Source organism: Promicromonospora sp. NPDC059942, from assembly GCF_042731755.1.
Lineage (GTDB): Bacteria > Actinomycetota > Actinomycetes > Actinomycetales > Cellulomonadaceae > Promicromonospora.
Window position 1 is genome coordinate 2270 of record NZ_JBHWLR010000020.1, and the last position, 12781, is coordinate 15050.

12 protein-coding genes are annotated in these 12781 nt (G+C 73.7%); 7 read left to right on the forward strand and 5 right to left on the reverse strand.

What is annotated here, in order from left to right; translation table 11 throughout:
• Window positions 1–226 precede the first annotated feature (226 nt).
• The 5 genes from ACFV9Q_RS24435 (at window position 227) to ACFV9Q_RS24455 (ending at window position 5478) form a co-directional block, all read left to right on the forward strand.
• Complete coding sequence (locus tag ACFV9Q_RS24435; protein ID WP_377236560.1) at window positions 227–1060, forward strand: ion transporter; 834 nt, start codon at window positions 227–229, stop codon at window positions 1058–1060.
• Between the two features lie 202 nt (window positions 1061–1262).
• Window positions 1263–1397, forward strand: coding sequence for a hypothetical protein (locus tag ACFV9Q_RS24440; RefSeq protein WP_281383673.1), 135 nt, complete (start codon window positions 1263–1265; stop codon window positions 1395–1397).
• 150 nt (window positions 1398–1547) lie between these two features.
• The gene (locus tag ACFV9Q_RS24445) at window positions 1548–2018 is read left to right on the forward strand and encodes an HNH endonuclease (protein WP_020018328.1); all 471 of its coding nucleotides are present in this window, start codon (window positions 1548–1550) and stop codon (window positions 2016–2018) included.
• A gap of 296 nt (window positions 2019–2314) precedes the next feature.
• Entirely contained in the window at window positions 2315–3736 is a 1422-nt protein-coding gene (gene rox / locus ACFV9Q_RS24450) for a rifampin monooxygenase (protein ID WP_377236616.1), read from the forward strand.
• Window positions 3737–3819: 83 nt separating this feature from the next.
• A complete protein-coding gene (locus ACFV9Q_RS24455) occupies window positions 3820–5478 on the forward strand; it encodes an ATPase (RefSeq protein WP_377236561.1) in 1659 nt (552 codons plus the stop codon).
• 31 nt (window positions 5479–5509) lie between these two features.
• Here ACFV9Q_RS24455 and ACFV9Q_RS24460 read toward each other — a convergent pair whose 3' ends face one another.
• From ACFV9Q_RS24460 to ACFV9Q_RS24475, 4 genes are all read right to left on the reverse strand, one after another.
• The gene (locus tag ACFV9Q_RS24460) at window positions 5510–6112 is read right to left on the reverse strand and encodes a TetR family transcriptional regulator (RefSeq protein ID WP_377236562.1); all 603 of its coding nucleotides are present in this window, start codon (window positions 6110–6112) and stop codon (window positions 5510–5512) included.
• A gap of 10 nt (window positions 6113–6122) precedes the next feature.
• Window positions 6123–7049 carry an SDR family oxidoreductase gene (locus tag ACFV9Q_RS24465; protein WP_377236563.1) on the reverse strand — a complete coding sequence of 309 codons (927 nt, stop codon included), beginning with the start codon at window positions 7047–7049 and terminating at the stop codon, window positions 6123–6125.
• 5 nt (window positions 7050–7054) lie between these two features.
• Window positions 7055–7963: an SDR family oxidoreductase gene (locus ACFV9Q_RS24470; protein ID WP_377236564.1), complete on the reverse strand. Its 909-nt coding sequence runs from the start codon at window positions 7961–7963 to the stop codon at window positions 7055–7057.
• A 187-nt stretch (window positions 7964–8150) separates the two neighbouring features.
• Complete coding sequence (locus ACFV9Q_RS24475) at window positions 8151–9212, reverse strand: LLM class flavin-dependent oxidoreductase (protein ID WP_377236565.1); 1062 nt, start codon at window positions 9210–9212, stop codon at window positions 8151–8153.
• Window positions 9213–9338: 126 nt separating this feature from the next.
• Here ACFV9Q_RS24475 and ACFV9Q_RS24480 point away from each other — a divergent pair, with 126 nt between their 5' ends.
• The gene (locus ACFV9Q_RS24480; RefSeq protein WP_377232362.1) at window positions 9339–9818 is read left to right on the forward strand and encodes a GNAT family N-acetyltransferase; all 480 of its coding nucleotides are present in this window, start codon (window positions 9339–9341) and stop codon (window positions 9816–9818) included.
• A gap of 149 nt (window positions 9819–9967) precedes the next feature.
• A complete protein-coding gene (locus ACFV9Q_RS24485) occupies window positions 9968–10786 on the forward strand; it encodes a metal-dependent hydrolase (protein ID WP_377236566.1) in 819 nt (272 codons plus the stop codon).
• Between the two features lie 102 nt (window positions 10787–10888).
• Here ACFV9Q_RS24485 and ACFV9Q_RS24490 read toward each other — a convergent pair whose 3' ends face one another.
• On the reverse strand, window positions 10889–12718 hold the full coding sequence (locus tag ACFV9Q_RS24490; RefSeq protein WP_377236567.1) for a hypothetical protein: 1830 nt from the start codon (window positions 12716–12718) through the stop codon (window positions 10889–10891).
• Window positions 12719–12781: the final 63 nt, after the last annotated feature.

The following is a 12781-nucleotide window of genomic DNA, read 5'->3' on the forward strand; positions in this document are numbered from 1 at the left end:
CGACCACCCCTACCCCGTTGGGGTTCCAGCCGAATCGACGGGCGGTGCCAGCGCGGATGCGGCTGGTCGGGGGGGGGGGGGGGGGGAGCGAGGTACCTTTCCTGATGGGCGGGGGGCTGGGGGGTGGGGGGGGTGGGGTTTGGCCTGTGAGGGGCGGCCCGCCCCGCGCCGCCGACCGCACGGCAGTTACCCTGCATTCCGGACAAAACCCCTGAAAGGAGTCCGGATGTCGGTCGGTGGCGTGCCCGTACGCGAGCGCCTGCGCAGGCTGGTGGAGCACCAGTCGTTCCAGCGGGTGGTGCTCGGTGTGATCATCGCCAACGCGGTGGTCCTCGGGCTGGAGACCTCGATCGTCGACGGGCCCCTCGACCAGGTGCTGCAGGTCGTCGACGACGTGATGCTGTGGTTCTTCGTCGCCGAGATCTCCCTGCGCCTGGTCGCCCACGGCCCGCGCTTCTTCCGGGACCCGTGGAGCGTGTTCGACCTGCTGGTGGTGGGGATCGCCCTGATCCCGGCGACCGGCCCGCTGTCGCTGCTGCGCGCCCTGCGGATCCTGCGGGTGCTGCGCCTGGCCGACTCCGTGCCCTCGATGAAGCGCGTGGTGAACGGCCTGGTCGCGGCGGTGCCCGGGATGGGCTCGGTGGGCGCTCTCCTGGTGCTGGTCATGTACGTCTCCGTGGTGATCGCGACCAACCTGTACGGCGCGATCGCGCCGGAGCACTTCGGTGACCTGGGCACCACCGCGTTCACCCTGTTCCAGGTCATGACGGGCGAGGCCTGGCCGGACATCGCACAGGACGTGATGGAGGACGAGCCGACGGCGTGGATCTTCTTCGTCGTCTTCATCCTCGTGGTCTCGTTCGCGGTGCTGAACCTGTTCATCGCGGTGGTCGTGAGCGGCATGGAGAGCATCGACGAGCTCGCCGAGCACGAGGAGCGGTCCGACGCGGAGGTCATGGACGAGCTGCGTGCCATCCGCGCGCAGCTCTCCGTGCTGCAGGCCGAGCTCGCGGCGGCCCGGCGCGACACGCCGTACGACCACGCCACGCCCGGCACTTGATGCATCCTTGGGTTGCAGTTCCGGAAAAGCCATAGACGCTACCAAGTCCTCGTTGTACCTTTCTTCACACACGGACTGGTGCCGTGGCGGCAGGTTGTGTGTCCGTGACTCCCCGCCCCACGACGTCAGCACGGCGAACAGCACACGAACGCAGCACCACGAACAGCAGCATCCATGACTACCGGAAGGGACAAGACACACGATGGTTCGCACCAGCATCGCTGACCAGGCCGCACGCCTGGCCAAGGCCAGTGCCGCCACCGAGTCGTCCTACCCGACCACCGCGCAGCACCTCTGGGACGGCCGCGAGGCCATCCGGGGCGCCATACGCTCCTGATCCGGCGATGGCCGGACCAGTGAACGTGAGCCGCCTCGGGACATCTTGTTCCCGGGCGGCTCTTGTCGTCCCGGGGCTGAAGGGCAGCACAGCCAGAACTACTCGAAAGCCAAGAACCGAGACGACAAGCTCACCGGAAGGAGCAGGCCCGTGGCCGACGTCCTAGTCCTCAATGCCGGCTACGAGCCGCTGCACCGGGTATCGGTCCGGCACGCCATCCACATGCTCGTGCGCGAGGTCGCGGTCGTGGAGGAGGCGGTCGACGGCCGCTCCTTCGGGCCGTTCCCCTTACCGCGCGTGCTGCGGCTGGTCCGGTACGTGACGATGCGGTGGCTCTACAAGTCGGGCGGGGCGCCCGCGTGCACCAAGCTCGGCGTCAAGCGGCGCGACGGCCTGTGCGCCTACTGCGGCGGCCCCGCCGAGACGGTGGACCACATCCTGCCGCGGTCCCGCGGCGGGCCCTCGACGTGGATGAACCTCGTGGCCGCCTGCTACGAGTGCAACTCGCACAAGGCGGACCGCACCCCGGCCGAGGCCGGCATGGTGCTCCACGTGACGCCGCACGTCCCACGCGCGGACTACGCCCGCGCCATCCGGCACAGAGCGGCCCGCGCGGCGTGAGCTGAGGCGAACGGGCGATCGGTAAAAGGTCAGGTGATCGGCAACTGGAGTTGCCGATCACCTGACCTTTTACCGTTCACCTGCCGGCGACCGCCCGGGGCCAGAGCCTGGGATCCGCGGTGAGGGTGGAGCCGGGCGCCGCGCTTTCCTGCCAGTTTCAACGTATAACGCAGTGGGGGGCTTGCGGCAAGAGGCCTGTGGGGGCGCAGAATCGTCGGCCGTCGCCGGTTTTTGGCGCCTGACGAAACGAGGTTCTGGTGACCGACGTGAACATGACCGACGCGTCCGACACGAGCGTGACCGACGTGCTCGTGGCCGGGGCCGGCCCCACCGGCGTGCTGCTGGCCTGCGAGCTGCGGCTGCGCGGAGCACGGGTGCTCGTGCTGGAGAAGGACGCCGAGCCGACCAAGGTGGTCCGCGGGCTCGGCCTGCACGCGCGCACCCTGGAGATCCTGGACCAGCGCGGCCTGCTGGACCGGTTCCTGCCGCTGGGCAAGCAGTACCCCGTCGGCGGCTTCGCGGGCATCCGCAAGCCGGCGCCCGCCGGGCTGGACACCCCGTACCCGTTCGTCCTCGGCATCCCGCAGCCCGTCACCGAAGGGCTGCTGCGCGAGCGCGCCGCCGAGCTCGGCGTCGAGGTCCGGTACGGCCACGAGGTCACCGGGCTGAGCCAGGACGACGACGGCGTGACCGCCGAGCTGGCCGACGGGACGCGGCTGCGCTCGCGCTACCTCGTGGGGTGCGACGGCGGCCGCAGCACCGTGCGCAAGCTGCTCGGCATCGGCTTTCCCGGCGAGCCCAGCACCCACGAGACCCTGCTGGGCGAGGTGGAGCTCACCGCACCGGCCGAGACGATCGACGCGGTCGTCGCGGAGGTGCGCAAGACCTACAACGACTTCGGCGCCATGCCGCTCGGCGACGGCCTGTACCGGCTCGGCGCGCCCGCCGACGGCGTGGCCGAGGACCGTGCCGTCCCGCCCACCCTGGACGAGCTGCGCCGGCAGGTGCGCAAGCTCGCCGGCACCGACCTCGGCGCGCACTCGCCGCGATGGCTGTCCCGCTTCGGTGACGCCACCCGGCTGGCCGACCGCTACCGCGCCGGCCGCGTGCTGCTCGCCGGGGACGCCGCGCACGTCCACCCGCCGTACGGCGGGCAGGGCCTCAACCTCGGCGTCCAGGACGCGTTCAACCTGGGCTGGAAGCTGGCCGCCGAGGTCGCGGGCCGCGCCCCGGACGGGCTGCTGGACAGCTACGCGGCCGAACGCCGCCCGGTGGCCGCCGACGTGCTGGACAACACGCGTGCCCAGCACGTGCTGCTCTCCCCCGAGCCGGGCCCGCAGGCGGTGCGCCGCCTGCTGACCGAGCTGATGGACCTCGAGGACGTGCGCCGGCTCCTGGTGGAGAAGGTCACCGCGACCGGCATCCGCTACGACCTCGGCGGGGAGCACGAGCTGGTCGGACGGCGGCTGCCCGACGTCGGCCTGCGGCAGGGCCGGCTCTACGAGCTCCTGCGCACCGGCCGCGGCCTGCTGCTGGACCGCACCGGCCGGCTCACGGTGGACGGCTGGACCGACCGGGTCGACCACGTGGCCGACGCCGACGCCGCGCTGGACGTGCCCGCCGTCCTGCTGCGCCCGGACGGCCACGTGGCCTGGGTCGGCGCGGACCAGCAGGACCTGCTCGACCAGGTGCGCCGGTGGTTCGGCGCCGAAACATGACGGGTGAAAGCCACCGGTACTCTGTGCGCGTTCATGAACCTCGCCACGACGAAGTCCGGCGACCGGAGAAGGGGAGCACCCGAGTGAGCGTCGAAACCGCGGGGTGGCCGCGCGCCGATGTGATCGTGCGTGACGACGGCTCAGGGCAGGTGACGATCAACGGCCAGACGGTACCCGTCTACCGGAACAGCCTCGTCGAGGCCCGCAGCGAGGTCATGCGCCTCGTCATGGAGTTCTCGGCGAGCACCGGAATGGCCGTCGAGGTCCAGGCCCTGGGCCCCGAGGGACCCACCGGCCTGACCGTCCACCCCGACGGCAGGGTCGTGCAGGACGGCGGCGCGGGGGCCGCGCAGGCGGCCCAGGCCGTGCTGCCCCAGAGCCTCGCCCAGCCCGCCGCCCCCGCGCCGGCGGCGCCCGCGGGACCCGCGCACGCGGGACCCGCGCACGCCGGACCCGCGCACGCCGGACCGCCGGCGGCCGGTCCGGGCGCCGGGGCCGCCGTGCCGCAGCGGACGAGCGTCATGGGCCATACCGACCAGCCGGGCGCCGGCCAGCACGCCGCCGCGCAGAACGGCGTCGGACAGCACGGCGTCGGACTGCACGGCGTCGGGCAGCACGGCTTCCCGCCAGAGGCTCCCCCGCAGGATCCGCGCGGCCCGCAGGGCCCCGCGTCCCAGGGCATGCCGCAGCACGGGCTGCCGCAGCAGGATCCCGCGCCCCGAGCCCCGGGCCCGCAGAGCGCGGCCGGCTTGTTCGGCCCCTCGGCCCCCGAGTCCGACCAGCCCTTCGGCCCGGGCCCCGGGCACGACGGCGGACGCCGCGACAGCCGCCGGTCGTCCTTCCTCGTGCAGGACCGCCTCGACGAGCCGGCCACGCAGGGTGTGCGCGGCGTGCTGGCGCGGGTCGGGCTCCGGGTGCGCCCGGGCGAGGCCGAACGGGCCGAGCGCGCCGACGAGCAGGTGGTGAGCCAGCACTGGCCCGGCCCCCGCACCATCTCGATCGTGAACGGCAAGGGCGGCGCCGGCAAGACGCCGGCCACGGTGCTCCTGTCCGCCGTCTTCTCCTCGCACGGCGGCTCCGGCGTCGTCGCGTGGGACAACAACCAGACCCGCGGCACGCTGGGCTGGCGCACCGAGCAGGGCCCGCACGAGGCGACCCTGCTCGACCTGATCCCGCAGACCGAGCACTTCCTGGGCCCGACGGCGCAGCTCGCCGACCTCGCCTGGTTCGTGCACCACCAGTCGCGTGACCGGTTCGACGTGCTGCGGTCCAAGCCGATGGCGCTCGCGCACGAGCAGCGCATCTCGTCCGAGGACGTGGACGCGATCCACGCGGTGCTCGCCAAGTACTACCGGATGATCTTCATCGACTCCGGCAACGACGAGTCCGACCCGATGTGGCTGCGCATGATCGACCACACCGACCAGCTCGTGGTCGCCACCAGCACGCGCGACGACCACGCCGAGGCGGGCGCGCTGCTGCTGGAGGCGCTGGCGAACCGCGGGGAGCACATGGCGGACCTGGCCCGCAAGGCCGTCGTCGTGGTGAGCCAGTCGGACCCCAAGGCGACGCCCGCCGACCTGCGCCGCGTCGCCCAGGGGTACCGCTCGCTGGCGCGCGAGGTGGTCACCGTCCCGTTCGACCCGGCCATGGTCGACGGCCAGCTCGTCTACCGCGCCCTGCGCCCGCAGACGCGCCGGGCCTGGCTCGCCGCGGGCGCGGCGCTCGCCCGGGGCTTCTGACGCCGGCGCCGTCCCCGGGGAGAGCGGTAGGTCACGCGGAGGCGGCCGGCGCGACGATCCGGGTGACGGCGCGGCGGACGTCGGCACGCACGTCATCGGCCGCCTCCGTGCCCTCGGGGACGGCGAGGATCCCGCCCACGGTGAGCACCGAGCCGTGCACCATGGCGAGGACCTGGCCGAGCAGCCGGTCGGCCGGCACCGTGGCGTCGATCCGCTCCGGGTGGCGCGCCTGGACCTCGCGCAGCGCCTCGACCTTGGCCGCGCTCGACGTCGCCGACCGCTCCAGGGCGCCGAGCACGCCCGGCCGCTCCAGCGTGTGCCAGAGCAGGAGCCGCACCAGCTCGGGGTGGCCCACCGTGAAGTCGAACAGGCGCACGGCATAGCCGGGCAGGTCGTCGGCGGTGAAGGGCACGGCGTCCAGCAGGTCGAGGATCCGCGCGCTCACCACCTGGTCGAACAGCGCCTCCTTGCCGCCGAAGTACGCGTAGATACGCTGCTTGTTGGCCGCCGCCCCCTCCGCGATCCGGTCCACTCGCGCACCGGCGAGCCCGTACCGCGCGAACTCCTCGGCGGCGGCCTCCAGGATGCGCGTCGGGGTCGCGGCGCGTCCGACGTCGGCACGGGGGGTGGGCATGCCGCTCAGCCTAGCTCCGGGCCGCCGGCAGGGCCGTGGACGTGACCTCCTGCGCGACGGCCCACAGCCGGGCCGCCGTCGCCTCGTCGCGCATGCGCCGGTTGAGCAGGGCGCGCCGCGGCGGCCCGGCCAGCCCGTACCGGGGCCCGTAGTAGGCGCCCTGCTCGACGTCGTGCCCGGTGGCGGCCACCAGCAGCGAGCCGACGCCGTCCTCCGGGGCCGCCATCGGCAGCAGCCCGCTCCCCCAGCGCACCTGCCGGTCGCGCCCCATGCTCGGGCCGGTGACCTGGAGGTTGGTGCGGGTCAGGCCGGGGTGGGCGGCCGCGCTGACCAGCGACCAGCCGCGCCGTCCGGCCTCCTGGGCGAGGTGCCGCGCGAGGTGCAGGTCGGCCAGCTTGGACTGCGCGTAGGCGGGCAGCGCCCGGTAGGGGCGGCGCTCCCAGTCGAGGTCGTCGAAGTCGATCCGGCCCTGGTTCGCGGCGTACGAGCACATCGTGGCGACGCGCGGCGCGGGTGCCGCCAGGAGCAGCGGCAGCAGCAGGTTGGTCAGCGCGAACGGGCCCAGGAAGTTGGTGCCCCACTGCAGCTCGTGGCCGTCGGCCGTCGCGTACCGCTCCGGCGGGATCGAGATGCCCGCGTTGTTGACGAGCGTGTCGAGGTGGCCGATGTCGCGCGCGAGCCCGTCCGCGAAGGCCCGGACCGACGCGAGGTCCGCGAGGTCGAGCACCCGCACCTCGGCCCGCGCGCCCGGCCACGCCGCCTGGATCTCCGCCAGCGCGTCGGCCCCCTTCGCCGGGTTGCGCACCGCCAGCACCACGCGGGCGCCGGCGGCCGCGAACCGCCGGGCGGCCTCCCGGCCCGTGCCGCTGTTGGCACCCGTGACGACGACGGTGCGCCCGGTCTGGTCCGGGACGGGCACCCGCACGTTCCTCGGCACGCCGGTCACCGGGCCGGGACCGCGGTCGACGTGATCTCCTCGGCGACGGACCAGAGGCGGCCCGCCGTCGCGTCGTCCCGCATGCGCCGGTTGAGCCGCGCCGGGCGGGGTTCGCCGACGAGGCCGAACCGCGGGCCGTAGTAGGCACCGGACGGGGCGCCCGGGTCGGCGGCGGCCAGCAGGATCGAGCCGGCCCCCTCCGGGGCCTCCATCGACGGCAGGAGCGAGCCCGGCGACCAGCGCACCTGCCGTTCCTTGCCCATGCTCGGCCCCGTGACCTGGAGGTTGGTCCGGGTGAAGCCGGGGTGCGCCGCGGTGCTCACCAGCGCCCAGCCGCGGCCCGCGGCCAGGTGCGCGAGGTGCCGGGCCAGGTGCAGGTCGGCGAGCTTGGACTGCCCGTACGCGGCCCAGGCCCGGTAGGGGCGGCGCTCCCAGTCGAGGTCGTCGAAGTCAATGCTCCCCCGGTTGGCCACGCCGGAGGTCATGGTGGCGACGCGCGGCGCGGGCGCTGCCAGGAGCAGCGGCAGCAGCAGGTTGGTCAGGGCGAACGGGCCCAGGAAGTTGGTACCCCACTGCAGCTCGTGGCCGTCGGCCGTCGCGTATCGCTGCGGCGGGACCATCACGCCCGCGTTGTTCACCAGGGTGTCGAGGTGGTCGAGGTCGCCCGTGAGCCCGTCGGCGAAGGCCCGGACCGACGCCAGGTCGGCGAGGTCCAGCAGCCGCACCTCCGCCCGCGCGTCGGGCCGGGTGGCGAGGACCTCGGCGAGGGCGTCGGCGCCCTTGTCCGGGTTGCGGACGGCGAGGATCACGTGGGCGCCGGCGGCCGCCAGGCGCTTCGCGGCCTCGCGGCCGGTGCCGCTGTTGGCACCGGTGACGACGACGGTGCGGCCGGTCTGGTCGGGCACGGTGTACATGGGACTCCTCGGGTGGCGGTAGCGGCGCCGGTGCCGGCGGTGGGGCCAACCAACCAGTTGGTTGACTGTTCCCACTATGCACCCGCTCCCCCGCCGCGACAACCCCTGGGCACGAGAAGGGGTGCCGGATCCTCGGATCCGGCACCCCGTGCCCTGCTCAGCCGTGCCGTCAGGCGCGCGGCAATCGTCAGGCGCCGAGCGCGCCCGCCACCAGCTCCAGCGTCTGCGAGCGGCCGAACGTCGCGTCCAGCGCCTCGTCGTCGCGCGACCCGGCCACCGGCACGAGCATGACCTCCTCGACGCCGTGGCGTTCCGCGAGACCACGCACCTCGGCGGCCACGTGCTCGGCGTCGCCGATCAGCCAGCGCGTCCGCATCGCCTCGATGGACTGGGCGATCATGCCGTCGGCGGGCTCGTCGGCCGTGGCGCGCAGCGCCTCCTCGACGGTCTCCAGCGGCCCGAGCTTCTGGCCGGAGCGCAGCCGGGCCATCTGCCGCAGCTGGGGCAGGGCGCGGTCGTGGGCCTCGTCCGCCGTCGGCGCGGCCACGGCGTTGACCGTCACGAACGTGCGCGGCTCCGGGTGCTCCTCCGAGGGCCGGTAGCCGTCCCGGTACAGGGCGAGGATCTGGTCCATGCCCTGGCCGGAGAAGTGGTTCGCGAACACGTATGGCAGCCCGAGCTCGGCGGCCAGGCGCGCGGAGTAGTCGCTGGAGCCCAGCAGCCACACCGTCGGCACGCTGCCCGCGGCGGGTGTGGCCCGCACGTCGTAGATGTCGCCCGAGACCAGGCGAAGCCGGGCGCCGTCGGGCTCCATCAGGGCCATGATGTCGGTGACGTGCTGCGGGAACCGGTCCACGTCCGCCGTCGGACCCGTGGCGCGCAGCAGCGAGGTGACCACGGGGTCGCTGCCCGGGGCGCGACCGATGCCGAGGTCGATGCGTCCGGGGGCCACGGCCTCCAGCGCGGCGAACTGCTCCGCGACCACGAGCGGGGCGTGGTTCGGCAGCATCACGCCGCCCGACCCCACCCGGATGCGGGAGGTGCGCGCGGCCGCCGCGGCGATCATCACGGGCGGCGACGACGCGGCGACGGCCGCCATGTTGTGGTGCTCCGCGAACCAGTAGCGCTCGTAGCCGAGCCGGTCGGCGAGCGCCGCCAGGTCGAGCGAGGCCAACAGGGCCTGGGCGCTGGTCTGGCCCGAGCGGACGGGCACGAGGTCAAGGACGGACAAGCGTGGCTGGGTGTTCATCGCCTTGGTCAACCGTCGCGGGGTCCGGCGTGTTCCTCGGCCGCCGCCCTTTACCAGTTCTGTACCGGTTTCGGTATCGCGGGAGGTCATGGCGCCCACCCCGGTCGGCCTGACATGATCACGTGCGTGTCTGTTGATGTGCGCGCTGCGACCGACGAGGACGTCGACTCCGTGGTCGACCTCTTCCGCCAGTACCTGAGGTTCTACGACCAGGAGGTGCCCGACGCCGAGGCGCGGGCCTACCTGACCGCCCGCCGCGACGCGGGCGACAGCGTGCTGCTCGTGGCGGAGGTGGCCGCGGAGGGCGGCGACCCGGCGGAGCCCGCCCGGGTGGTCGGGTTCGCCCAGAGCTACCCCACGTGGTCGTCGGTGAGCCTGAGCCGGTCGTGGGTGCTGAACGACCTGTTCGTCGCGCCGGGGTCGCGCGGGACGGGCGCCGCGCGCGCCCTGGTGCAGGAGACCTGCCGCCTGGCCAAGGAGGCCGGCGCCATCCGGGTCTCGCTGGCGACCGCGTGGGACAACCTCGCCGCGCAGGGGCTGTACGAGTCCGAGGGTTTCGTGCGCGACCAGAACTTCCACCACTACGCGTACGTGACCGGCGCCTGACCCCACCGTGGTGCGGCACGCGCGGCGTGCTCCTCCAGCTCTGTGTCGGTTGCCCGCGCTAGGGTGTGCCCCGGCCAGGAACATACCTGGTCAGAAGGCCAAACTGCCGATTCGGGGAGACCCCGGGAACTGGAGCGCACACCACCATGATGGGAGGCAACCACGCCGCGACGGGAGCCGCGGCCTGGGTAGCGGTCACCGCGTCGACGCCGATCGCGTTCGGCTGGTACCCCGTGACGGACGCCGGCGTCGTCGCCGGCGCCCTCGTCTGCGCAGGAGCCGCGCTCCTGCCGGATGCCGACCATCACTCCGGCACGATCGCGAACTCGCTCAAACCCGTCTCGAACGCCGTGGTCAAGGTCATCGAGACGGTCTCGGGCGGGCACCGCAAGGGCACGCACTCGATCCTCGGCGTCGCCGTGTTCACGGCCATCGCCTGGGGGCTCAGCTTCCTGAGCATCGACACGGGCAACGAGCAGGTCGGCGCCATCCTGATCGGCCCGGGCATCATGTGCGTGCTGCTGGTCGCGTTCGCGCTCAAGGCGCTGAAGATCACGCGGGACACGAAGATCCTGCCGTGGACGACGTCGATCACGCTGGCCGTGCTCATCGCGATCTTCGCTCCCGAGGAATGGTTCTGGATGCCGTTCAGCGTGGCGCTCGGCTGCATCGTGCACATCCTGGGCGACATGATCACGACCAACGGCGTGCCGCTGCTCTGGCCGCTGAAGTTCCGCAGCCCCCGCTGGATGCGCGACGGGCGCGGCCTGGAGCTCGACATGATCTGGCGCTCCGGCGGCAACCTGTCGCTGCCGATCCTGGGCGACGCCGGGTCGGTCCGGGAGTGGATCTTCCTCATCCCCGTGTCGCTGTACGCCGTCGTCGGCGTCGTGTGGGCGCTGCTGAACGAGATGGGCTACGACACGATGGCGGTCTGGAACCAGTTCCTGGGGCTCTTCCCGGGCTGAGCCCTCCCCCGCCGAACCGCCGCCTGGCACGACGACGTCCGGCCCCCGCCCGCTGACGGGTGGGGGCCGGACGTCGTTCCGGGGTCGCTGCCAACCCGTCGCTCAGAGGCCGCCGGCCACGGCGGCGCCGGCGGCGAGCCAGGCGCGCCGGGTCTCCGGGCGCAGCGCGCCGTACCGCAGGTGCCCGTCGACCATCGCCGGGTCGAACGGGATGGTGACGACCTCGCGGGCCAGCGCCCGGTACCCGTCGGCGACCTTCTCCAGCTCGCCCGACGACTCCTTGGGGTCGGCCTGGCTCACCACGACGACCGACTGCTGGGCCAGGTACGCCGACCGGCCGTCGCGGGTCCCGAGCGCCTCGAGCAGCAGGGCCCCGGCCTCGGCGTGGTCGTCGCGCGTCGTGGTGGCGACCACGAGCTGGTCCGTCAGGTCGATCATCCGCTGCCACATCGGGTCGGACTCGTCGTTGCCGGAGTCGATGAGGATCATCCGGTAGTACTTCGAGAGCACGGAGTGGATCGCGTCCACGTCCTGCGGCTCGATGCGCTGCTCGTTGGCCATCGCTATCGGCTTGGACCGCAGCACGTCGAACCGGTCGCGCGTCTGGTGGTGCACGTACCGCGCGAGGTCGGCGGCCTGCGCCGACGGGCCCAGGAGCCGGTCGGTCTGCGGCAGCAGGTCCAGCAGGGTGGACTCGTGCGGGCCCTGCTCGGTGCGCCAGCCCAGCGTGCCGCGGGTCTGGTTGTTGTCCCACGTGACGACGCCCGCGCCGCCGAACTGCGCGAACACCGCCGCGAGCAGCACCGTCGACGGCGTCTTGCCCGCGCCGCCCTTGCCGTTGACCATCGAGATGGTGCGCGGGCCGGGCCAGTGCTGGCTCACCGCGCGCTCGTCGGCGCGCTCGGCACGCTCCGACTCGCTCGGCCCCACGCGGATGCCCATGCGGGTCAGCATCCCGCGGAAGCCCTGGGTGGCCGGGTCCTCGTCCTGCTGGTGCGTGAGGAACGACTGCCGCGCCTCGCGGCGTGAGCGCGGCGCGTCGCCCTCGACCGCTCGCACGGGGCCGGACGGCGGCGTGGAGAGCCCGTCGTCCGGACCGGCGTGGTCGGCCGTGGGGGCGCCGTTCGCGTGCGCCGGGAGCGCGGTCGCGAGGTCGCCGGGGACGTCGTCGGGAATGCCGCCCGGGATGACGCCCGGGAGGTCCTGGGCCGCGTTCTCGCGGACCCAGTCCGCGACGCCGTTGTCGCCGGCCGCGTGCGCGACGTCGGACGGGACGTGCCCGCCGTCGGACGGGAGCGGAATGGTGGGCGCGACGCCCGGGGCGGGCAGGTTCTCCACGGGGTCCGGCGCGAACGCCGGGACCTCCGGAGCGAACCCAGGGCCGGCTTCCGGGGCGGACGGCGCGCCGGCGCCGTTCGACCCCTCCGGCCCTCGCGGGGCGCGGCGCACGGTGTCCGTGTCGATCGGCTCGAACGCCTCGGGGCTGGCGGTGTCGCCGCCCGGGGCCAGGTCCGCGACCGGCACGCCCTCGAACGCGGGGGCCGGGATCGTCCCCGGACCCGCCGTCGGCTCGGGGAGCTGCTCGGGCAAGGGCTCGGGCCGGAGCTCCGGGAGCGGCTCGGGCAGCGGGGAGGCGGACGGCGCCTGCGCCGGCGGCGTCGCCGGCGCGAGCTCGTCCTCCTCCGGCACCACCGTCCCGTCCGGGTGCACGATCAGGTTCCAGAGCCCCTCCGGGCCGGTCGCGGAGGCCCGCACGGGCCGGCCGATCTGTACGGCGTTCTCCGTGACCCGGCGCAACACCTCCACCCGTGCCTCCTCCAGGCTGCCGGTGGCGATCGGGTGGAACGTCCCGTCGATCGTCACCTCGCCTGAGCCGTCCTCGCGGACGATCGCGTCGATCCGAGGCCAGCGTGGCACGGTGTCAGAGCTCATGCGTTTCCTCCGAAGTTCCTGGGCAGGCGGCATAGCGTGGGTTCGCCCCCGAGAGCAAGCGTC